Origin of the sequence: Diaphorobacter nitroreducens (assembly GCF_002214645.1) — a bacterium.
Taxonomy (GTDB): Bacteria; Pseudomonadota; Gammaproteobacteria; order Burkholderiales; family Burkholderiaceae_C; genus Diaphorobacter; species Diaphorobacter nitroreducens.
On sequence record NZ_CP016278.1, the window covers coordinates 2,916,826 to 2,938,434 of the forward strand.

Annotated in this window: 23 protein-coding genes; 7 read left to right on the top strand and 16 right to left on the bottom strand. The window is 67.9% G+C overall.

Going from position 1 to position 21,609, the window contains the following annotated elements:
- Positions 1-13 precede the first annotated feature (13 nt).
- Together BA022_RS13655 and BA022_RS13660 are read left to right on the top strand one after the other, a co-directional pair.
- Positions 14-1,459: an efflux transporter outer membrane subunit gene (locus BA022_RS13655; RefSeq protein ID WP_012655388.1), complete on the top strand. Its 1,446-nt coding sequence runs from the start codon at positions 14-16 to the stop codon at positions 1,457-1,459.
- Between the two features lie 120 nt (positions 1,460-1,579).
- A complete protein-coding gene (locus tag BA022_RS13660) occupies positions 1,580-2,119 on the top strand; it encodes a c-type cytochrome (protein WP_088887818.1) in 540 nt (179 codons plus the stop codon).
- A gap of 79 nt (positions 2,120-2,198) precedes the next feature.
- Here BA022_RS13660 and BA022_RS13665 read toward each other — a convergent pair whose 3' ends face one another.
- The 3 genes from BA022_RS13665 to BA022_RS13675 form a co-directional block, all read right to left on the bottom strand.
- A complete protein-coding gene (locus tag BA022_RS13665) occupies positions 2,199-2,738 on the bottom strand; it encodes a DUF2946 family protein (protein ID WP_011803783.1) in 540 nt (179 codons plus the stop codon).
- A gap of 40 nt (positions 2,739-2,778) precedes the next feature.
- Positions 2,779-3,783: a YheT family hydrolase gene (locus tag BA022_RS13670; RefSeq protein ID WP_088887819.1), complete on the bottom strand. Its 1,005-nt coding sequence runs from the start codon at positions 3,781-3,783 to the stop codon at positions 2,779-2,781.
- 72 nt (positions 3,784-3,855) lie between these two features.
- Positions 3,856-4,305: a YybH family protein gene (locus BA022_RS13675; RefSeq protein ID WP_011803781.1), complete on the bottom strand. Its 450-nt coding sequence runs from the start codon at positions 4,303-4,305 to the stop codon at positions 3,856-3,858.
- A gap of 144 nt (positions 4,306-4,449) precedes the next feature.
- Here BA022_RS13675 and BA022_RS13680 point away from each other — a divergent pair, with 144 nt between their 5' ends.
- The 3 genes from BA022_RS13680 to BA022_RS13690 are packed head-to-tail and all read left to right on the top strand — an operon-like array spanning position 4,450 to position 6,562.
- The gene (locus tag BA022_RS13680) at positions 4,450-5,055 is read left to right on the top strand and encodes a LemA family protein (RefSeq protein WP_088888623.1); all 606 of its coding nucleotides are present in this window, start codon (positions 4,450-4,452) and stop codon (positions 5,053-5,055) included.
- 21 nt (positions 5,056-5,076) lie between these two features.
- The gene (locus tag BA022_RS13685; protein WP_088887820.1) at positions 5,077-5,985 is read left to right on the top strand and encodes a TPM domain-containing protein; all 909 of its coding nucleotides are present in this window, start codon (positions 5,077-5,079) and stop codon (positions 5,983-5,985) included.
- 25 nt (positions 5,986-6,010) lie between these two features.
- Positions 6,011-6,562 carry a TPM domain-containing protein gene (locus BA022_RS13690; protein ID WP_012655382.1) on the top strand — a complete coding sequence of 184 codons (552 nt, stop codon included), beginning with the start codon at positions 6,011-6,013 and terminating at the stop codon, positions 6,560-6,562.
- Positions 6,563-6,610: 48 nt separating this feature from the next.
- Here BA022_RS13690 and pdeM read toward each other — a convergent pair whose 3' ends face one another.
- The 13 genes from pdeM to BA022_RS13755 all read right to left on the bottom strand — a co-directional run bounded on the left by pdeM (position 6,611) and on the right by BA022_RS13755 (position 20,339).
- Positions 6,611-7,285 carry a ligase-associated DNA damage response endonuclease PdeM gene (gene pdeM / locus BA022_RS13695; protein WP_088887821.1) on the bottom strand — a complete coding sequence of 225 codons (675 nt, stop codon included), beginning with the start codon at positions 7,283-7,285 and terminating at the stop codon, positions 6,611-6,613.
- 3 nt (positions 7,286-7,288) lie between these two features.
- Positions 7,289-10,201: a ligase-associated DNA damage response DEXH box helicase gene (locus tag BA022_RS13700; protein ID WP_088887822.1), complete on the bottom strand. Its 2,913-nt coding sequence runs from the start codon at positions 10,199-10,201 to the stop codon at positions 7,289-7,291.
- Positions 10,202-10,292: 91 nt separating this feature from the next.
- Positions 10,293-11,972 carry an ATP-dependent DNA ligase gene (locus BA022_RS13705; protein WP_088887823.1) on the bottom strand — a complete coding sequence of 560 codons (1,680 nt, stop codon included), beginning with the start codon at positions 11,970-11,972 and terminating at the stop codon, positions 10,293-10,295.
- Positions 11,972-13,072, bottom strand: a complete 1,101-nt coding sequence (locus tag BA022_RS13710; RefSeq protein ID WP_088887824.1) for a ligase-associated DNA damage response exonuclease — start codon at positions 13,070-13,072, stop codon at positions 11,972-11,974. Before BA022_RS13710 ends, BA022_RS13705 begins: the two co-directional genes overlap by 1 nt.
- A gap of 130 nt (positions 13,073-13,202) precedes the next feature.
- Positions 13,203-13,619 carry a F0F1 ATP synthase subunit epsilon gene (locus BA022_RS13715; protein WP_011803773.1) on the bottom strand — a complete coding sequence of 139 codons (417 nt, stop codon included), beginning with the start codon at positions 13,617-13,619 and terminating at the stop codon, positions 13,203-13,205.
- A gap of 75 nt (positions 13,620-13,694) precedes the next feature.
- Positions 13,695-15,101: a F0F1 ATP synthase subunit beta gene (gene atpD, locus BA022_RS13720; protein ID WP_012655377.1), complete on the bottom strand. Its 1,407-nt coding sequence runs from the start codon at positions 15,099-15,101 to the stop codon at positions 13,695-13,697.
- 42 nt (positions 15,102-15,143) lie between these two features.
- Positions 15,144-16,010 carry a F0F1 ATP synthase subunit gamma gene (gene atpG, locus BA022_RS13725; RefSeq protein ID WP_011803771.1) on the bottom strand — a complete coding sequence of 289 codons (867 nt, stop codon included), beginning with the start codon at positions 16,008-16,010 and terminating at the stop codon, positions 15,144-15,146.
- A gap of 18 nt (positions 16,011-16,028) precedes the next feature.
- On the bottom strand, positions 16,029-17,588 hold the full coding sequence (atpA, locus tag BA022_RS13730; protein ID WP_011803770.1) for a F0F1 ATP synthase subunit alpha: 1,560 nt from the start codon (positions 17,586-17,588) through the stop codon (positions 16,029-16,031).
- A 46-nt stretch (positions 17,589-17,634) separates the two neighbouring features.
- Positions 17,635-18,177, bottom strand: coding sequence for a F0F1 ATP synthase subunit delta (locus BA022_RS13735; RefSeq protein ID WP_088887825.1), 543 nt, complete (start codon positions 18,175-18,177; stop codon positions 17,635-17,637).
- 11 nt (positions 18,178-18,188) lie between these two features.
- On the bottom strand, positions 18,189-18,659 hold the full coding sequence (locus tag BA022_RS13740) for a F0F1 ATP synthase subunit B (RefSeq protein ID WP_012655376.1): 471 nt from the start codon (positions 18,657-18,659) through the stop codon (positions 18,189-18,191).
- A gap of 35 nt (positions 18,660-18,694) precedes the next feature.
- Positions 18,695-18,943: a F0F1 ATP synthase subunit C gene (gene atpE / locus BA022_RS13745; protein ID WP_011803767.1), complete on the bottom strand. Its 249-nt coding sequence runs from the start codon at positions 18,941-18,943 to the stop codon at positions 18,695-18,697.
- 51 nt (positions 18,944-18,994) lie between these two features.
- Positions 18,995-19,858 carry a F0F1 ATP synthase subunit A gene (atpB, locus tag BA022_RS13750; protein WP_012655375.1) on the bottom strand — a complete coding sequence of 288 codons (864 nt, stop codon included), beginning with the start codon at positions 19,856-19,858 and terminating at the stop codon, positions 18,995-18,997.
- A gap of 22 nt (positions 19,859-19,880) precedes the next feature.
- On the bottom strand, positions 19,881-20,339 hold the full coding sequence (locus BA022_RS13755) for an ATP synthase subunit I (RefSeq protein ID WP_088887826.1): 459 nt from the start codon (positions 20,337-20,339) through the stop codon (positions 19,881-19,883).
- A 268-nt stretch (positions 20,340-20,607) separates the two neighbouring features.
- Between BA022_RS13755 and BA022_RS13760 the strand changes: the two genes are divergently transcribed.
- Positions 20,608-20,904, top strand: a complete 297-nt coding sequence (locus tag BA022_RS13760; protein ID WP_088887827.1) for a YbeD family protein — start codon at positions 20,608-20,610, stop codon at positions 20,902-20,904.
- 11 nt (positions 20,905-20,915) lie between these two features.
- Positions 20,916-21,608, top strand: a complete 693-nt coding sequence (lipB, locus tag BA022_RS13765; protein ID WP_041838775.1) for a lipoyl(octanoyl) transferase LipB — start codon at positions 20,916-20,918, stop codon at positions 21,606-21,608.
- The last annotated feature ends 1 nt before the right edge of the window (position 21,609 follow it).

Consider the following 21,609-nt stretch of genomic DNA (forward strand, 5'->3'; position numbering starts at 1 on the left):
AGGAGAACAACCTATGCAATCGCACACCCTGAACCGCGCGCGCCCTGCGCGCGCCCTCTCCCCCCTGCTAGCCGCGGCGCTGGTGGCGGGCTGCAGCTTCATCCCGACCTACGAACGTCCTGCGGCCCCCGTGCCGCAGGCCTATCCGCTGGCGGGGGCCGAATCCACCACCTCCGCGCGTGCCGCGGCGGACATCGACTGGAAGGAATACTTCACCGACCCCCGCCTGCAGCGGCTGATCGGCATGGCCCTGGGCAACAACCGCGACCTGCGCGTGGCCATGCTCAATGTCGAGCAGGCGCGCGCGCAATTCCAGATCCAGCGCGCCAACCAGTTCCCCACGGTCAACGCCATCGCCAGCGGCACGCGCCAGCCCAGCGCGACCACGGGCAGCTACGCCAATCAGTTCCAGGTGGGTTTGGGCATCTCGGCCTGGGAGATCGACTTCTTCGGGCGCGTGGCGGCCCTCAAGGAGCAGGCCCTGGCCCAGTACCTGGCCACGGACGAGGCGCGCAAGTCGGCGCAGATCAGCCTGGTGGCAGCCGTGGCCTCGGGCTGGCTCACTCTGATGGCCGACGAGGAGCTTCTCGACATCTCGCGTCGCACGCTGGAAACGCGCGATGAGTCGGTCAAGCTCACACGCCTGCGCCTGGAGAACGGCGTGAGCTCCGAGCTCGACAACCGCCAGGCCGAGAGCCTGGCCCAGGCCGCGCGCGCCACCTATGCGCAGCAGCAGCGCCAGCGCATGCTCGATGAAAACGCGCTGGTGCTGCTGCTGGGCCAGCCGCTGCCCGACGACATCCGTGCCAGCCTGCCCTCCTCGCGCCTGGCCGACGCCACGCCCATGCAGGCGCTGCCCGCGGGCCTGCCTTCCGACCTGCTGGTGCGCCGCCCGGACGTGCGCATGGCCGAGCAGCAGTTGATCGGCGCCAACGCCAACATCGGCGCGGCGCGCGCGGCGTTTTTCCCGCGCATCTCGCTCACCGCCCAGTTCGGCACCGTGAGCGATGAGCTGTCGGGGCTGTTCAAGAGCGGCTCGTGGGCGTTCTCTCTGGCGCCGCAACTGGCCCTGCCGATCTTCGATGCCGGCCGCAACCAGGCGGGGTTGGAGTCCGCGCGCGCGGGCCGCGAAATCGCCGTGGCCCAGTACGAGAAGTCCATCCAGACCGCGTTCCGCGAGGTGTCCGACGCCCTGGCCGGCCAGGCCACGCTGCAGGAGCAGGTCGACGCCCAGCGTGCCCAGGCGCAGGCGGATGCCAAACGCTTCGAGCTGTCGGACCTGCGCTATCGCAACGGCGTGGCCAGCTACCTGGACCTGCTGGATGCGCAGCGCTCGCTGTTCGCCACCCAGCAGTCGCTGGTGGTGACACGCCTGCAGCAACTGCAGAACCAGGTGACGCTCTACAAGGTGCTGGGCGGCGGCTGGACCGCTCCCGCCGAAGAGACCCCACGCTCCTGACATAGGTCACGACGCGCGCCTGCCCGTTTTTTCCCCAACGGGCGGGCGTGGAGCGCGCTCCTATAATCGAAAAGTCTTTTCCCTTCAGCCCCCAGTACAACAGAATCACCAGAGGATCCCATGAGCGACACCCACGACGAAGCGCATACCGGACCGATCAAGAACCCCAAGCAACTCCTGGTCACCGTCATTTTTGCGTTTGTGCTCCCGGTGTTCGCCATCATCGGCCTGGTGCTGTTCGTCACTGCCGACAAGAAGCCGGCGGCCGGCTCCGCCAACCCCGAACTGGCCGTGGCCCAGCGCATCCAGAAGATTGGCAACGTCGAGGTGCGCGACGCCAACCGCCCGCTGCGCACAGGCGAAGCCGTCTTCCAGGGGCAGTGTGCCGCCTGCCACGCCACCGGTGCCGCGGGCGCACCCAAGCTGGGCGACGCCGCCGCCTGGGCGCCGCGCATTGCCACGGGCTTCGAAGCCCTGGTGCAATCGGCCCTCAAGGGCAAGGGCGCCATGGCACCGCAAGGTGGCGGCGACTTCGACGACACCGAGATCGCGCGCGGCGTGGCCTACATGGCCAATGCCGCCGGCGCCAAGTTCGAGGAGCCCAACCGTCCCGGCGCCGAAGGCGGCGCGGCCGGTGCGAGCGCACCTGCCTCCAACTAAGGCACTTTTCGCCTCGTCACAAGCCGGCCGCGTGCCGGCTTGTTGGTTTTTGGACGGGGGTTTTCTGCAGTGCGGCGCGTTACGCAGGCAGTGGGCCCGCAGCCGCCTGCGGGCTCGGCACAAAGCCGTAGGCACCGGGCAGGTCGGCCGCCAGCACCTCGCGTGGCGTCCAGCGGCCCTGATCGATCTGGCGCGCCAACGCCTCCACATCCAGGCTGTGCACCAGGCCCAGGCCGGCGGTGCAGGCCAGGTACACGCGGCCGGCCTCGTCCACCAGGCACTCATTCACCCGACCGGCCGGCCGGCCGGTGTGCGCCACGGGCTCGCCGTCGGCGCCCAGACGCCAGATCAGCGGTGTGGCCTCCAGTTCCACATAGACGCGCTGCGGTCCGTTCTGGAAGAACCAGCGGCCTTCACCATCCGCCTCATAGTTGCGGTGGATGAATTCGATCAGCTTGGCATGCTCCAGCCGCGTTCCGCGCGCCACGGCGAAGCCGCCCTGTAACTGCACGGCGTCATCGCGCAGGTACCAGTGGCCGCGCGCATCCAGCCCCAGCCAGCCGTAGCAGGCCGGCACGTTGGGCCATTTGGCGATGGCCTGCTTGACGATGTCATCCATGACAGCGATTGTGCGCCCTCGTCCGCGCCCCCGCAGGCATTCACCCCAGCGCCGCGTGGTCGGCCAGCCAGGCGGCCACGGCTTCGGGCAGGGCACGCACATGGCCGGGCCAGCCGCCCTGCGCAAAGCCGACGTGGCCGCCATGCGCCGGCTGCCAGAGCGTGACCGCGGGCGCCACCTCACCGTCGCACGGCAGGCTGGCGCCGGGCACGAAGGGATCGTTGCGCGCATTGACCAGCAGCGCCGGCACGCGCACCGCAGGCAGCAGCGGCTTGGCCGACGCGCGGCGCCAGTAGTCGTCTGCATCGCGAAAGCCGTGCAGCGGCGCGGTGAAGAGGTCGTCAAAAGCATGCAGGTCGCGCGCGGCCAGCAGGGCCGCGCGGTCGAACAGGCCGGGGTACTGCGCCAGCTTGGCCAGCGCCTTGGGCACCATGGTGCGCAGGAACATGCGCGTGTACACCTGCCGGTTGAAGCCCCGCCCGATGGCGTGGCCGCCGGCCGCCAGGTCCAGCGGAGCGCACACGCTGGCGATGGCGTCCGCGCTGGCGAGCGCGCGGCCGCCCTGCTCGCCGGCCCAGCGCATCAGCGCATTGCCGCCCAGCGACACCCCCACGGCCAGCAGCGGCGCCCGCGCCCCACCGCCGGTCCGCTGCAACCCGGCCAGGCGCCGGAGGATCCAGTCGATCTCTTCATGGTCGCCCGAATGGTAGGCGCGCGGCGCGCGGTTGATCTCGCCGCTGCAGCCGCGAAAGTGCGGCACGGCAAAACCCCAGCCGCGCTCGCGGGCCACGCCGGCGAAGGCCTGCGCATAGTGGCTGCGCGACGAGCCTTCCAGTCCATGGAACAGCACCAGCAGCGGCGCGGGGGCCGCGCCCGCCGCGGCACACGGCCACAGGAAGTCCACATCCACGAAGTCGCCGTCGGGCGCCAGCCAGCGCTCGCGCACATAGGCCGGCGGCGGCCCCAGCGTGCGCCGCGCCCACAGCGCGGGCCAGATGGTCTGTGCATGGCCGCCGGGCAACCACCAAGGCGCTTCATATTTCATAGCTGGAAGCGCTTGCTGGTATTGTGCTGAAGGCCAATTTGACCCATAAACCAGCCCATCAAAGGCTTGGCATCAATGCAGCAGGTGCCCGGCGGGCGCAGCGCCCTCGGCCTCGTGCATGCCGGCGGCGCTGGCATGGTGCGCCACCAGGCGCCAGCCTTGCGGGGTCTTGTGGTAGACGTTGGTGGCCTGTACCACGGCCTCGCGCGGACCGTCGGGCAGCATCACACGCACATGTTCCAGCACGCTGTGCACGGCACTCGCCAGGGCCTGCACGCGCATCACCTGCGCGGGATGCACGTTGAGGCCGCCCTGCTGCAGCAAGGTGGCGAACGCCGCGCGGATGGCGGCGGGCCCCACGTGGCGCGCGGCGCCGGGGTGCACACAGACGATGTCGTCCTCGTCGGCCCAGCAGGCCATCACGCGCTCCACGTCGCCGGCTTGCAGGGCGTCGTAGAACGCGGCTTCCAGATCGTCGGGGGAACCGGCCAGGGCGGCCGCGCGCAGCGGGGTTCGGGGCATGGCGAAGTGTCGGTGGTTGCAACCCAGCCGCGTATTGTGCCGTTCGATGGCCCTGTCATTCGCCTGGCCGATGCATGCACAATGATCGGCACGCGCGGCGCCGTGCCGCCCGTCTTTCTTCTGCATTGCAAAGGCCTGTTCACCATGAAACGACTCATCGCCATGCTTGCCGCCGTGCTGGCCCTCTCGGGCTGCGGTTACAACGACTTCCAGCGCCTGGACGAGCAGTCCAAGGCCGCGTGGAGCGAAGTGCTCAACCAGTACCAGCGCCGCGCCGACCTGGTGCCCAACATCGTGGCCACCGTCAAGGGCGAGGCGGCATTCGAGCAGGAGACGCTGACCAAGGTAATCGAGGCGCGCGCCAAGGCCACCTCGATCCAGGTGACGCCCGAGACCCTCAACAACCCCGAGGCGTTCAACAAGTTCCAGCAGGCGCAGGGCGAGCTGTCCAGCGCGCTGTCGCGCCTGATGGTGGTGGCCGAGCGTTACCCGCAGCTGCAGGCCAACCAGGCCTTCCGCGACCTGCGCGTGACGCTGGAGGGCACCGAAAACCGCATCACCGTGGCACGCAACCGCTACATCCAGACCGTGCAGGAGTACAACGTGCTCGCACGCAGCTTCCCCACCAACCTCACGGCCATGGTGTTCAGCTATGAACCCAAGCCCAGCTTCACGGTGGCGAACGAGGCCGAGATCTCTGCGCCGCCCAAGGTGGATTTCTCCAGCCCCGCACCCGCCTCCCAGCCCTGACATCGGGGTTGTAAGCCAAATATGCCGCTAGCGCTTGCCCTTCAAGCGCTGATAGCTATATTTCTTGTAGCTATCGGAGCCCTCCCCGCCACCGCGCAGCCGCTGCGCGCGGTGCCTGCGCTGCAGGCACGCGTGATCGACCAGACCGGCACGCTGAACGACGCGCAGCGCCAGGGGCTGGAGGCGCGCCTGGCCGCCATCGAGCAGCAGCACGGCTCGCAGGTGGTGGTGCTGATGGTGCCCACCACCGCGCCCGAGGACATCGCCGCCTTCGCCAACCGCGTGGGCAACGCCTGGAAGATCGGCCGCAAGGACGTGGGCGATGGCGTGCTGGTGGTCGTGGCCAAGGACGACCGGCGCATGCGCATCGAGGTGGCCAAGGCGCTGGAAGGCGCCATACCCGACATCGCCGCCGCGCGCATCATCGACGGCGCGATGAAGCCGCGCTTTCGCGAGGGCGACTTTGCCGGCGGGCTGGACGCCGCGGTGCAGCAAATCGGCGCGCGCATCGCGGGCGAAAACCTGCCCGCGCCGCAAAGCAGCCAGCAGGGCGATTGGCAGGGCCGCGGCGCGTCTGCGGGCTTTGACTGGACAGACCTGGCCGTCTTCCTCTTCTTCGGCGTGATGGTGGCGGGCCCCGTGGTGCGCCGCCTGTTCGGCCAGCGCCTGGGCGGCCTGGTGATGGGCGGCGGCGCTGGGTTCCTGGCCTTCATCGTCACCTCCAGCCTGCTGCTGGCGGGTGGCGCGGGGCTGCTGGCGCTGCTCTACACCTGGATCTTTGCGGGCCGCGGCGGCCCCGTGGTGTGGCACGGCGGCGGTGGCGGCTGGGGAGGCGGTCACGGCGGTGGCTGGGGCGGTGGAGGCGGTGGTGGATTCGGCTCGGGCGGCGGCGGAGACTTCGGCGGCGGCGGTGCATCGGGCGACTGGTAGGGCGGCAAGCACAGAGCGAAACACCATGGTCACACCCTCTTCATCCCCACCTTCCGGCGTGCTGGCGCGCCTGGCGCGGCTGCTGCGGCACCGTTGGTCCGACGGCGGCCTGCACCAGGCCCTGCCACCCGAGGTGCTGGAGCGCCTGGGCCAGCGCGTGGCCGCCAGCGAGCGCCGCCACACCGGCCAGATCCGCATCTGCGTGGAAGGCGGCCTGCCGCTGTCGTACCTGTGGCGCGGCGCCACGGCGCGTGAGCGCGCGGTCACGCAGTTCGGCAAGCTGCGTGTGTGGGACACCGAACACAACAACGGCGTGCTCATCTACCTGATGCTGGCCGAGCATGCCATCGAGATCGTGGCCGACCGCGCTCTGGCGCGCCGCGTGCCCCCGGCGACATGGCGCAGCATGGTGTCGCACATGGCCGAGGCCTTCCGCCAAGGCCGGCACGAGGACGGTCTGACCCAGGCGCTGAGCGAGGTCTCTGCGCTGCTCGTGGAGCACTTCCCGGCCACCGAGGGCGTGGACCGGCCGAACGAGCTGCCCGACGCCCCCGTCATCCCGGGCACGGTGGACTGAGTACCAGAGCACGCCTTGCGAGGCGGAACTCCCTTTTCGATCACTCCTTCAGGGCAGCGCCCAGACGCGCCCCGCCCCCACCGCGAAGCGCTGGCGCCCCGGCGCGGCGGGCACGGCATGGCCGCCGGTGAACTCGCCAAAAGCCGGCAGCACCAGCAGGCCCGGCTCCGCCACGAAACAGGGCATGCGCAGCGCATCGCGCCCGCCGCCGTACAGCACGGCCGTGGGGTGCAGGTGCCCGGCCAGCACCCACTGCCCCGCGCGGTGCTGTGGATGGTGGCAGCAGGCAAAGGGCCCTTGCGACCAGGGCTCGTCCACGATGCGTGCGCCCAGCCACGCCGGCGGGTCGCCCGCGTGGCGGTCGTGGTTGCCGCGCACCAGCACCAGTTCCAGTGCCACATGGTCCTCGCGCCAAGCGGCCAACGCGCGCAGCAGCGCGGGCGCGTGGGCCTCGGCCGCATGCAGGAAGTCGCCCAGCACCACCAGGCGCTGCACGCCGGGGTGGCGCGCCAGCAACTGCACCAGCCGATCCAGGTTGCCCTGCGTGGTACCCGCGGGCACGGGCAGGCCGCGCGCGCGGAAGGTGGCGGCCTTGCCCAGGTGCAGGTCGGCCAGGCACAGCATGGCACCCTCCGGCCACCACAGCGCGCGCTCGGGCAGCAGCCACACGGTGGTGCCGGCCAGGTCCACGGCCAGGTCGGCGGGCAGATCAGGCGCGTGCATGGGTCACAGGCGCGGCAACGGGCGCGAAGGCTTGCGCGCGCGGCGCGGGGAACGGCCCCGCGCCGCGGCCGGCGCGGCGCCCGTGCCCTCGGAGGCATCGGCAAAGTCCAGCGTGTCGCGCAGTGCGTCGGTGACTGCGGGCGATGCTTCCTGCCGCGGTGGCGCGGCCGGGGAAGCGGCGCGCCGCCGGCGCGGCGGGTCAGGGGGCACAACGTCCTGCACCGGCGGGGCGGGTACGGGTTTGCGCGCGCTGGCGGCGGCTTCCATGTCGCCCAGCATGCGCGCGATGCGGTCGGCCAGCGCCTCGTTGCTGAGCTGCTCGCGAAAGCGCTCCACCATCAGCGGAAAGGCCAGCGGCCCGGGTCGCACGAGAGGCTGCACCATGAGCTGCTGCGCCTGCATGCGTGTGAGCGCCGCCAGCAGCTGTGCCACGTCCAGCTCCTGGCTCAGCACTTCCTGATCGGCTTGGCGCAGCAGCAGGTTGCCCGCGTCATAACGCCGAAAGACCTCGAAGAACAACTGGGAAGACGCCTGCAGCTGGCGCGCGCTGCGCTGCTCGCCCGGGTGGCTTTGAAAGATGAGCCCCGCCACGCGCGCAATCTCGCGAAAGCGCCGGCGCGCCATCTCGGTGGCGTTGAGGCTGGCCAGCACCTCGTGCAGCAACGCCGCGCGCGCGTCACGCTCTTGCGGCACCCCCTCGGGCGCCGTGGCGTTGGCAGTGTTGCGGATGGCCAGCGCCTCGTCAGGCGCCAGGCCGTGCGCCTGCCGGGCGGCCTGCGGCGCGGCGGCGTCGGTGCGCAGCAGGTCGGGCAGCAAAGCCGGCCAGTCGCGTTCGGTGGCGGACAGCAGCTCCAACCCATAGTCGTTCACCGCGATCGAGAAGGTGCCCGGCACCCCCTGGGCCGCGCGCCAGGCGAACAGGCTGGCCAGCCCGATGTGCGCGTGCCGGCCGGCAAACGGGTAGAGGAACAGGTGCCAGCCCTCGCGCGTGCGCAGCGTCTCGGCCAGCAGCGTGCCCGGCGTGGGCAGGGCGGACCAGCGGCGCTGCACCTCCAGCAGCGGGCGCACGGCGCGCAGCTCGGGGCTGGCGTAGCGGCCCCGCCCCGCCTGCGCGAGCTGTTGCACCACGTAGTCGGCCAGCACGGTGGACAGCGGCATGCGCGAGCCGTTCCAGCGCGGCACCGTGGGCTGCCGCCCCGGCGCGCGCCGCACGAAGGCGGTCATCTCGCGCGTGCGCACCAGTTCCAGCACCTGCCCGGCGAACACGAAGCAGTCGCCGGGCGACAGCCGCGCGATGAAGCCCTCTTCCACCGCACCCAGGCGAGCGCCATGCAGAATCTGCACCTGCATGCTGGCATCGCTCACGATGGTGCCGATGTTGGCGCGGTGGCGGCGCGCCAGGCGCGCATCGGGCAGGCGCCACACACCGTTCTCGTCCGGCACGACACGGCGGTAGTCCGGGTAGGCCGCCAGGGCGCTGCCGCCACGCGCAACGAAGTCCAGGCACCACTGCCACACGCCGCGCGGCAGCGTGCGGTACGCGGCCGTGCGGCGCACCTCGGCATACAGTGCCTCGGGCTCGAAGCCCCCGCCCAGCGCCACCGTGGCCAGGTGCTGTACCAGCACGTCGACGGGCTGGTGCGGCGAGACGCGCTTTTCCACCCGCCCGGCATGCACCGCGGCGCGCGCGGCGGCGGCCTCCACCAACTCCAGGCTGTGCGTGGGCACCAGCGTGATGCGCGAGGGCCGCCCTGGTGCGTGGCCCGAGCGGCCGGCGCGCTGCAGCAGGCGCGCCACGCCCTTGGCCGAGCCGATCTGCAGCACGCGCTGTACCGGCAGGAAGTCCACACCCAGGTCCAGGCTGCTGGTGCAGACCACGGCGCGCAGGCTGCCGCTCTTGAGCCCCGCCTCCACCCATTCGCGCACAGCACGGTCCAGCGAGCCGTGGTGGATGGCGATCTGCCCCGCCCAGTCCGGCCGCGCATCCAGCAGCGCCTGGTACCACTGCTCGGCCTGCGAGCGCACGTTGACGAACACCAGCGTGGTGCCGGGCGACTCCTCCAGCGCGCGCACCACCGCCGGCAGCATGGCGAGGCCCAGGTGGCCGGCCCAGGTGAAGCGCTCGGGCCGCTCGGGCAGCAGGGTGTCCACCACCAGGCGCTTTTCCACGCGGCCGCGCACCAGCGTGCCGCCCTCCCGGCCCAGCAGCGTCTGCATGGCCTCGGGCAGGTTGCCCAGCGTGGCCGACATGCCCCAGACCAGGAGCCGTGGGTTCCAGCCCGCGAGCCGCGCCAGCGCCAACTGCACCTGCACGCCGCGTTTGTTGCCCAGCAGCTCGTGCCATTCATCCGCCACCACCAGGCGCACGCGGGCCAGTTGCTCGCGCGCGTCCGCGCGCGCCAGCAGCAGCGACAGGCTTTCGGGGGTGGTGACGAGCACCGTGGGCAGACGGCGCGCCTGGGCGCTGCGTTCGGCGCTGCCGGTATCGCCCGTGCGTGCGCCCAGGCTCCAGCGCGCCAGGCCGGCATGCTGTGCGGCCAGGGCCTGCAGCGGCGCCGCCAGCGCACGCAGCGTGTCGGCGGCCAGCGCGCGCATGGGCGTGATCCACACCACGGTGAGTGGTGCGGTCCGCGGTGCTGCTTCGTTATTTATAGCGTGTACCGCCGGATGGACGGGCGCTACAGGCCGTTTTGACTCCCAGTCCGCAAAGGCCTGCAGCGCCCCGAGCCACACCGCATAAGTCTTGCCGGCGCCCGTGGTGGCGTGCAGCAGGCCCGAGCGTCCCTGCGCGATGGCGCGCCACACCTGGCGCTGGAAGGCGAATGGCGCCCAGCCGCGCGTGGCCAGCCAGCCCGTCGCGAGGGGGAAGCGCGGGGCGGTCACGGCACCCCCCGTTGCACCGCGCGGCCAAGGCATTGCCGCCGCGCGGGCCACTGCATTTCAAGGGAAAATCGCCTGCAGCGCCCGTCCATCCAGCGCCAACAGCTCTTGTATTCATAGCACCAGATCATGGCGTAGCAGGCAACAGCGCTGCCAGCGTATCCAGCGAATCAGCCTCGTCCACCGGCTTGTCCTCACGCCAGCGCAGCATGCGCGGGAAGCGCACGGCGATGCCGCTCTTGTGCCGCGCGCTGCGCGCTATGCCCTCAAAGCCCAGCTCGAACACCAGCGTGGGCCGCACGCTGCGCACCGGGCCGAAGCTCTCCACCGTGGTCTTGCGGATGATGGCGTCCACCCTCGCCATCTCGGCATCGGTCAGGCCCGAGTACGCCTTGGCAAACGGCACCAGCGTGCGCCCCTCGGTGCCCTGCGGCGCACTCCACACGGCGAACGTGTAGTCGCTGTACAGGCTGGCGCGGCGCCCGTGGCCGCGCTGCGCATAAATGAGCACGGCGTCCACGCTCATCGGGTCGATCTTCCACTTCCACCAGATACCCACGTCCCGGGTGCGGCCCACACCATAGTGCGCCGTGCGCCCTTTGAGCATCATGCCCTCCACGCCCAGGGCACGCGCGCTGTCCCGCAGGCGTGCCAGTTCGGCCCAGCTCTGTCCCTGCAGCACCGGGCTGGGCACCAGCGCCGGGTGGTCGGTGCGCGCCAGCAGCGCGTCCAGTCGCGCGCGCCGCGCCTGCAGCGGCAGGCCGCGCAGGTCCTGGCCGTGTTCCTCCAGCAGGTCGTAGGCCAGCAGCACCACGGGCACCTCGCGCAGCAGCTTGGGGCCCAGCGACTTGCGGCCGATGCGCTTTTGCAGGTCGGCAAACGGGCGCGGCTGCGCCGGCGCATCCGCTCGCGCGGGCTGCCAGACGACGATCTCGCCGTCGAGCACCGTGCCGTCGGGCAGGGCTTCATCGCCCAGCGCCTGCAGTTCGGGGAAGCGATCGGTCACCAACTCCTCCCCGCGCGACCACAGCCAAGTGGCGCCCGCGCGCCGCACGAGCTGGGCGCGGATGCCGTCCCACTTCCATTCCACGATCCAGTCCGCCGGCGGGCCGAGCGCGGCGTCAAACTGCGCCACCGGCAGCTGCAGCGGGTGCGCCAGAAAGAAGGGATAGGGATGGCCCTGGGCCTCCGCAGCCTGCGCGCCCGCATCATCTCCCTCGGGCGCCACGAGGCGCTGGTAGTCAGCCGTCCCGGGCTGCGCGCCCACGTGGGTGTAGCCCATGAGGCGCTGGGCGATGCGCTTGGCGTCCACGCCGCTCACGGCCGCGAGCGCCTGCGTGACCTGCAAGCGCGACACGCCCACGCGGAAGGCCCCCGTGATGAGCTTGAAGTACACCAGCCGCTCCTCGGGCGCCAGCCGCGCCCATTGCGCACCCAGCCGTTCAGCCTGGGTGTCGGGCGCCAGGCCGCGCAGCGGCAAGAGGTGTTCGCGCATCCATGCGGCCAGCCCCAGGGCGTGCGCCTGCGTGGGCGGGGGCAGCAGCAGTGCGATGGTCTCGGCCAGATCGCCCACAGCCTCGTAGCTTTCGTCGAACAGCCATTCCGGCAACCCCGCCGCCTCGCGCGCCACCGCGCGCAACAGCTTGGTGGGCACGAGTTGGCGTGGTTTGCCACCCGCGAGGAAGTAGACGGCCCAGGCGGCATCCTCGGGTGGCGCACCCCGCAGATAGTCGCGCAGCGCGGCCTGCTTGGCGAGGCTGGACGTGCTGGCATCCAGCGCCTGGTAGAGCGCGGCAAAGGCCTGCATCAGGAGGTGCCTCCGGCCGCGTCGCCTGTCTCGGCTTCCGGTGCAGTGGGCGCTGCAGTTGGCGCGTCGGTCGGCGCTGCCTCGTCCTCGTCGCCGTATTCGGTGGCGAAAGCCTGGGCATCCAGCCCTTGCTCGCGCAGCCAGCGCACCATGACGGCCACGCTGCCGTGGGTGACGAACACGCGCTCGGCCCCCGTGGCGGCAATCGCCTGCTGCAGCCCCGGCCAGTCTGCGTGATCGGAGAGCACAAAACCACGATCCACCCCGCGGCGGCGACGCGTGCCGCGCAACTGCATCCAGCCGCTGGCAAAAGCATCGGCGTGGCGCGGGAAGCGGCGCATCCATGGAGTGCCTTGGGCCGAGGGCGGCGCCAGCACCAGCGCGGTCTCGCGCGTCGCAGCATCCAGTGACGCGTCGGTGGCCCCCTGCGTGGGCGGCAGGCGCACGCCGGCGGCGCGGTAAGCGGCATTGAGGGGCTCCACCGCGCCATGCATGAGCAGCGGACCAATGCTGGCATCTACGCCATGCAGGATGCGCTGCGCCTTGCCGAACGCGTAGCAAAACAGCACCGAAGGGCGGCGCATGGCCGCGTTGGAACGCCACCAGTCGTTGATCTGGGCCTGCAGGACGGCCTGTGCGGGCCAACGGTAGATGGGCAGGCCGAAGGTGGATTCGGTGATGAACGTGTCGCAGCGCACGGGCTCGAACGGCGCGCAGGTGCCGTCGGCCTCCAGCTTGTAATCCCCCGAGGCCACCCACACGCGACCGCCGTGCTCCAGCCGCACCTGGGCCGAGCCCAGCACATGGCCCGCAGGGTGCAGTGAGATACGCACGCCGTTGTGGTGCAGGGGTTCGCCGTAGGCCAGCGTCTGCAAGGCGATGTCTGCCCCCAGCCGACCGCGCAGGACACCCGCGCTGTGCTCGTGCGCCAGGTAGTGTCCATGCCCGCGCCGCGCGTGGTCGCCATGGCCATGGGTGATGACGGCCCGGTCCACCGGCCGCCAGGGGTCGATGTAAAAGCCACCGGGCAGGCAATACAGCCCTTCGGGGCGCGCTACCACCAGGGCGTCTGCCGCAGACTCTGCCAAAGGGTTGACCATGGCCCATGCTAGCGTCGCGTTGGGCCTGGCTGGCGTCGGACGGCGCCGATGGACGAGCGCCATAGCGGGCCCACCCATAACGACAAAAGCCGCCCGAAGGCGGCTTTTGCGATGGAAGGCGATCAGTCGATCAGCGCTTCTGGCGGAACTTGCGCAGCGCGGCAATCTGCGCTGCCATCACGGCCAGCTCGGACTGGGCGCGGGCCAGATCGATCTCGCTCTTGGCGTTCTTCAGGGCTTCCTCGGCCGCAGCCTTGGCTTCCTGCGCCTTCTGGTCGTCCAGGTCACGGCCACGGATGGCGGTGTCGGACAGCACGGTCACGCAGTCGGGCTGCACTTCCAGAATGCCACCGGCCACGAAAACGAACTCTTCATTGCCGTCAGGCAATTCGATGCGCACCGAACCCGGCTTGATGCGGGTGATGAGTGGCGTGTGGCGCGGATAGATGCCCAATTCGCCCGCTTCGCCGGGCAGCGCGACGAAGCGCGCCTCGCCGGAGAAGATGGACTCTTCGGCACTGACCACATCAACATGGATGGTGTTCATCTTTGCTCCTAGAAAAAGGGAATGGCAAGCCTGTGGGGCTCACGAGGGCCGGACGCGGGGCCGGCCTTCGGACCATCAGGCCACCTTCTTCGCCTTTTCGAAGGCTTCGTCGATGGTGCCAACCATGTAGAAGGCCTGCTCGGGCAGGTGGTCGCATTCGCCAGCCACGATCATCTTGAAGCCGCGGATGGTCTCGGACAGCGGCACGTACTTGCCAGGCGAGCCCGTGAACACCTCGGCCACGTGGAACGGCTGCGACAGGAAACGCTGGATCTTGCGGGCACGGGCCACGACCAGCTTGTCCTCGGGGGCCAGCTCGTCCATACCCAGAATTGCGATGATGTCGCGCAGTTCCTTGTAGCGCTGCAGGGTACCCTGCACTTGGCGGGCCACTTGGTAGTGCTCTTCACCCACGACCTGCGGGTCCAGCTGGCGGCTGGTGGAGTCCAGCGGGTCCACGGCAGGGTAGATACCCAGAGCGGCGATGTCACGCGACAGCACCACGGTGGAGTCCAGGTGGGCGAAGGTGGTGGCGGGCGACGGGTCGGTCAAGTCGTCGGCAGGCACGTACACGGCCTGAATGGACGTGATGGACCCGACCTTGGTCGAGGTAATACGCTCTTGCAGACGGCCCATTTCCTCGGCCAGCGTCGGCTGGTAGCCCACGGCGGAAGGCATCCGGCCCAGCAGAGCGGAAACTTCGGTACCGGCCAGCGTGTAACGGTAGATGTTGTCCACGAAGAACAGCACGTCGCGGCCTTCGTCGCGGAAGGACTCGGCGATGGTCAGGCCGGTCAGGGCCACGCGCAGACGGTTGCCCGGGGGCTCGTTCATCTGGCCGTAGACCATGGCCACCTTGGACTCGCCCAGGTTTTCCAGATTCACGACGCCGGAGTCGGCCATCTCGTGGTAGAAGTCGTTGCCCTCACGGGTACGCTCACCCACGCCAGCGAACACGGACAGACCCGAGTGCGCCTTGGCGATGTTGTTGATGAGCTCCATCATGTTCACGGTCTTGCCCACGCCGGCACCACCGAACAGGCCCACCTTGCCGCCCTTGGCGAACGGGCACACCAGGTCGATCACCTTGATGCCGGTCTCGAGCAGTTCCTGCGAAGGGCTCAGCTCGTCATAAGCGGGGGCCTTGCGGTGGATGGAAGCCGTCAGGCTCTGGTCCACGGGGCCGCGCTCGTCGATGGGGTTGCCCAGCACGTCCATGATGCGGCCCAGCGTGGCCTTGCCCACGGGCACGGTGATGGGGTTGCCGGTGTTCGTGACCATCAGGCCACGCTTGAGGCCGTCCGAAGAACCGAGCGCAATGGTACGCACCACGCCGTCGCCCAGCTGCTGCTGCACTTCCAGCGTCAGGGGCGAGCCCTCGAGCTTCAGGGCGTCATACACCTTGGGCATCTGGTCGCGCGGGAACTCCACGTCCACCACGGCGCCGATACATTGAACAATCTTGCCTTGCACTTGAGCCATTTGATTTGCTCCAAAAATTTAAACCGAGACCCGAAGGCGGCGTCAGACTGCCGCGGCACCTGCAACGATCTCCGAAAGTTCTTTCGTGATCGCCGCTTGGCGCGTCTTGTTGTAGACCAGCTTGAGCTCGTTGATGACGTTACCGGCGTTGTCGGTGGCGGCCTTCATGGCCACCATGCGCGCGGACTGCTCCGAGGCCATGTTCTCTGCCACTGCCTGGTAGATCAGCGACTCGACATAGCGCACCAGCAGTTCGTCGATCACGCTCTGCGCGTCAGGCTCGTAGATGTAATCCCAACCATGGCCGGTCTTCTGGGCCTGCATCTGCTCGGACGACAGGGGCAGCAACTGCTCCACCACCGATTCCTGCTTCATGGTGTTGATGAACTTGGTGTAGCTTAGGTACACCGCGTTGATCTTGCCTTCCGCGTAAGCATCCAGCAGCACCTTCACCGGTCCGATCAGCTTGTCCAGGTGCGGCGTATCGCCCAGCCCGGTGGCATGCGCCACGACCTTGGCACCCACGCGGTTGAGGAAGCCCAACCCCTTGTTGCCAATAGCCACCGACTGCACATCGACACCCGTAGACTGCAGTTCGCGCAGCTTGGTGGTGACGGCGCGCAGCACGTTGGTGTTCATGCCTCCGCACAGGCCCTTGTCGGTCGTGACGACAATAATGCCAGCTGCCTTCGCATCGTTCGCCTTCATGAAAGGGTGCACGTACTCAGGGTTGGCCTCGCCGAGGTGGGCGGCAATGTTGCGCACCTTCTCGGCATAGGGTCGGGCGGCACGCATGCGGTCTTGCGCCTTGCGCATCTTGGACGCGGCCACCATTTCCATGGCCTTGGTGATCTTCTTGGTGTTTTCCACCGACTTGATCTTGCCGCGTATTTCCTTACCTGCTGCCATGATGGTTCCTCGTCCGATTTAAACGAACGACTTCTTGAACGCCGTGATGGCTTGCGTCAGTTCGGCCTCGTCCTTGCCTTCCTTGTCGAACGCGCGGTTCTGCTGCAGGCGGTCCAGCAGCGCACCGTGGCTCGTCTTCAGGTACTGGTGCAGGCCGGCTTCGAAGGCCAGCACCTTCTTCACGTCCACGTCGTCCAGGAAGCCCTTGTTCACCGTGAAGAGCGTCGCGCCCATCAGGGCCGTGCTCAGCGGGCTGTACTGGGGCTGCTTGAGCAGTTCCGTCACGCGGGCGCCGCGATCCAGCTGCTTGCGCGTGGCTTCGTCCAGGTCGGAGGCGAACTGCGCGAACGCCGCGAGTTCACGGTACTGGGCCAGGTCGGTACGGATACCGCCGGACAGGCCCTTGATCAGCTTGGTCTGGGCGGCACCCCCCACGCGCGACACCGAGATACCGGCGTTGATGGCGGGGCGGATACCAGCGTTGAACAGGCTGGTTTCCAGGAAGATCTGACCGTCGGTGATCGAGATCACGTTGGTTGGAACGAAGGCAGACACGTCGCCGGCCTGGGTTTCGATCACGGGCAGTGCGGTCAGCGAACCCGTCTTGCCCTTGACCTCGCCCTTGGTGAAGGCTTCCACATAGTCGGCATTCACACGGGCTGCACGCTCGAGCAAGCGGCTGTGGAGATAGAACACGTCGCCGGGGAAGGCTTCGCGGCCTGGCGGGCGGCGCAGCAGCAGCGAAACCTGGCGGTAGGCCACAGCTTGCTTGGACAGGTCGTCGTACACAATCAGCGCGTCCTCGCCACGGTCGCGGAAGTATTCGCCCATCGTGCAGCCGGAGTAGGCCGACACGTACTGCATGGCGGCGGACTCGGAAGCCGAAGCCGCCACGACAATGGTGTATTCCATGGCGCCGGCCTGTTCCAGAGCGCGCACCACGTTCTTGATCGACGATGCCTTCTGGCCGATGGCGACGTAGATACACGTCACGCCCTGACCCTTCTGGTTGATGATGGCGTCGATGGCCACTGCCGTCTTGCCGGTCTGGCGGTCGCCGATGATCAGCTCACGCTGGCCACGGCCGATTGGCACCATGGAGTCGATGGACTTCAGGCCGGTTTGCAGCGGCTGGTCCACGGACTGGCGCGCGATCACGCCGGGAGCGACCTTCTCGATCACGTCCGTCATCTTGGCGTTGATCGGACCCTTGCCGTCGATCGGCTGGCCGAGAGCGTTCACCACGCGGCCGATCAGTTCCGGGCCCACCGGCACTTCCAGAATGCGGCCCGTGCACTTCACGGTATCGCCTTCAGAAATGTGTTCGTACTCGCCCAGAATCACAGCGCCAACGGAGTCGCGCTCGAGGTTCAGGGCCAGGCCGAAGGAGGGCTGACCGTCTGCCGCAGCAGGGAATTCGAGCATTTCGCCCTGCATCACGTCCGACAGGCCGTGGACGCGCACGATACCGTCGGTCACGGACACCACGGTGCCCTGGTTGCGGATGTCGCTGCTGGCTGCCAGACCTTCGATGCGGCTCTTGATCAGTTCAGAAATTTCTGCGGGATTGAGTTGCATGACTCTTTCCTTCTTTCTTGGGGGTATAGCCGAGACCTCACGCCCATCAGGCGGTGAGGGCAGCTTTCATTTGTTCCAGACGGGCTTTGACGGAAGTGTCGAGCACCTCGTCGCCCACCACCACGCGCACGCCGCCGATCAGGGTCTCATCCAACTGCACGGAGAGATTGAGCTTGCGACCGAAGCGCTTTTCAAGCGTGGCACCCACATCGGTCAGAGCGCCCGCATCCAGCGGGAAGGCGCTGTACACCACGGCATCCGAAGTGCCGTGGCTGCGATTGACCAGCGTACGGAACTGGACCGCGATTTCAGGCAGCGCCTGCACGCGCCCGTTGTCGATCACGGTACGCAGGAAGTTCTTGGCCAGGTCAGGCAACGCCGAGCGGGCCACGCCCACGATGACGTCGAACACCTGCTCGCCCGTCACCTTGGGGTTGTCCGCCAGTTGGCGCAATTGGGGATTGGCGGCAATCGCCGCCAGCTCGTCCACCCAGGCTGTGGCGCCATTCAGGTCCACACCCGCTTGGTCGGTGCAGGCCTTGTACAGCGCCTCGGCGTAAGGGCGGGCAATGGTGGCGAGTTCAGCCATTGAATGCTCCCTTACAGCTCGGTCTTCAGACGGTTCAGCAGATCGGCATGAACGCCGGCATTGACTTCCTTGCGGAGAATCTGCTCAGCCCCCTTGACGGCCAGGGCCGCCACCTGCTCGCGCAGGGCTTCACGTGCCTGGATCGCTTGCTGCTCGGCCTCGGCACGGGCAGCAGCGACGATCTTGTTGCCTTCGTCGTTGGCGCGCGCCTTGGCCTCTTCGATGATGGCCTGTGCGCGGCGCTCAGCGTCGGCCAAGCGTGTCGCGGTTTCGTTGCTGGCGGCAGCCAGTTCCTGCTTCACACGCTGGTCGGCAGCAGCAAGCTCGGTCTTGGCACGATCGGCAGCTGCGAGACCATCGGCGATTTTCTGGGCTCGCTCATCCAGCGCCTTCGCGATCGGGGGCCACACGAACTTCATCGTGAACAGCACCAGGATCAGGAAAACAATGGCCTGAACGAACAGGGTCGCGTTGATACTCACGGCAACACCTTTCTTTCTAGGGCGTTGACGGAGGCTTAGGCCAGAACGAAGGGGTTGGCGAAAGCGAACAGCAGAGCGATGGCCACGCCGATCAGGAAGGCGGCGTCGATCAGACCTGCCAAGATGAACATCTTGGTTTGCAGTTCGTTGATCAGCTCAGGCTGGCGTGCGGAGGATTCCAGGAACTTGCCACCCATCAGGGCAATACCGATCGAAGCGCCGATAGCGCCGAGGCCCACGATCAGACCACAAGCCAGAGCGACGAGACCGAGAATGTTTTCCATGATGACTCCTAGGATGAAAAGAAAGGAAGGTTGAGAAAGGAAACGAAAGGATCAGTGAGCTTCATGCGCCTGGCCGAGATAAATCAGCGTCAGCATCATGAAAATGAAGGCCTGCAGGGTGATGATCAGGATGTGGAAGATCGCCCAGATAGAGCCCGCAATGATGTGCCCCACGGGGAGCAACACACCAGAGAGCGACATAGCCGCTGCGCCACCCATCAGGGCAATCAGCATGAACACCAACTCACCAGCGTACATGTTGCCGAACAGTCGCATGCCATGCGACACGGTCTTGGCAACGTATTCAATGATCTGCATGAGCAGATTGACCACGCCCAGGATCAGGGCGAAAACGGGGTTCTTGCTGGTACCGAAGGGCGCGGTCACCAGTTCATGCGCCCAGCCGCCCATTCCTTTGATCTTGATGCTGTACACGAAGCACAGGATCAGCACGGCGCTGGACAGACCCAAGGTGGTGGACAGGTCGGCGGTGGGCACGACGCGCAGGTAGGCATGCGAGTCACCTGTGGCGCCCTGCCAGAGCACGGGCAGCAGGTCCACCGGCAGCAGGTCCATAGCGTTCATCAGGAAAATCCAGACGAACACGGTGAGCGCCAGAGGTGCAATGAACTTACGGCTTTGCGCGTTGTGGATGTTGGCCTTGGCCTGGTTGTCCACCATCTCGACCAGCATCTCGACAGCCGCCTGGAAGCGGCCTGGCACACCGGAAGTGGCCGTGCGGGCAGCGAGCCACATGACGAACAGACCCAAAACACCCAAGATCACGCTGACGGCAACGGAATCGAGGTTGACAACCGAGAAGTCGATGATGGACTTCTGCTTGATGTTCTGGAGATGCTGCAGGTGGTGAACGATGTATTCACTTGCAGTCGGGGCGTGCGCATCTGCGGCCATCGGACAACTCTTCTCTCAAATATCAATCGGTTCGTCGGACACCAGGCCGCGCCAGCAGCGCGATCCAGTACGTTTTCATCGTTACCACCATGCCGACCAGCAACGCCAGCCAGCTGAGCCCCGGCACTACCCGGGGCGCCGCCGCCAACATGGCGACGGTCAATGCAATCTTGACCAACTCCCAACCCAGAAGCCCGACCATCGCAGCACCAGCCGTGGAGCGCCTGCGCGCCATGCCACGGGCAAACAGCGCCGCCGGCACCACGACGGACAGAGCCCCATACCCGGCGGACCATGCCACCGGCAGCCTGCCCGTCAGCCACCATGCCAGCAGGGCCACTACCGCCCCCACCGCCGCCTGGCCCCAGACAATGCGCCAGACCGACAGCGCCGGATGGCGTGACCGCCACTCCTGCGCCTCTTGTGCAGTCAGGGGCTTGAAGTCGGAATCCTCAACCTCAGATTCAGTCTCGGAGGCGATTTTTTATCGTTGGAAGACGCCTGCGCCACAGACCAAAACTTTCACAAAGCCCTTGATTATAAGTAAAAACCCCGGCCGATCCACAATCGGTAACGGAGCGCGGGTGGATCACTGCACATAGCCGCACCATTGTGGCAACGCGCCAACGCCCATTGTGGTGCAGCGCGGCCACGGGGCCCGCCTAAAGCCACAGCGAACCGCAGGTATACCATCGCCACCCGCTTGGGGCACCCCTTCCCTTCGGCCCCTCCGGCCTTGAAAGAGCCTAATGACGACGCCCAACCAGCCCTCTTCCGCCGATCCTCGCAAGGACTCGTTGATCGAATATCCGTCCCGCTTTCCCATCAAGGTCATGGGAGCAAACGTGAACGGGTTCGTGCATGCCGTCACCGAGGTTGCGCGCCGCTTCGACCCCGACTTCGACGCTTCCACCATCGAGTTGCGCGACAGCCGCGCGGGCAACTACCTGGGCGTGACCATCACCGTGACTGCCACCAGCCGGGAGCAGCTCGATGATCTGTACCGGGCCCTGACCTCGCACCCGATGGTCAAGGTCGTGCTCTGAACGTCCGCACCATGGAGTTGCGCATGCTGGGCCGGGTGGACTACCCGGCCACGGTGGCTGCCATGCAGCGCTTCACGGAGGAGCGCACTGACGAGACGCCCGACGAGCTGTGGATTTGTGAGCACCCCGCGGTGTACACACAGGGCCTGGCCGGCAAGAGCGACCACGTCCTCTCGCCCGGCGGCATCCCCGTCGTTGCCACCAACCGCGGCGGGCAGGTGACGCACCATGGCCCCGGCCAGGTCGTAGCCTATCCGCTCATCGATCTGCGCCGTGCGGGCTACTACGTCAAGGAATACGTGTACCGCATAGAGGAAGCCGTGATCCGCACGCTGGGCCACTACGGCGTGACGGGCCACCGCGTGGCCGGCGCGCCCGGCATCTACGTGCGCCTGGACGATCCGCACGGCCACAGCATGCTGCCGCAGCGCCCGCAAAAACGTGCCCACGCCGATGGCCCGCCCCAGCCGGACTTCACCGGCTTGGGCAAGATCGCCGCGCTGGGCATCAAGGTCGCGCGCCACTGCACCTACCACGGTGTGGCGCTGAACGTCGCCATGGACCTGGAACCCTTCTCGCGCATCAACCCTTGCGGTTACGCAGGTTTGCAAACGGTGGACCTTTCTACAATCGGCGTCCACATCCCCTGGGACGATGCCGCGGCCATGCTGGGCCAACAGCTCGCACGCCGCCTCGCGCCCTGAC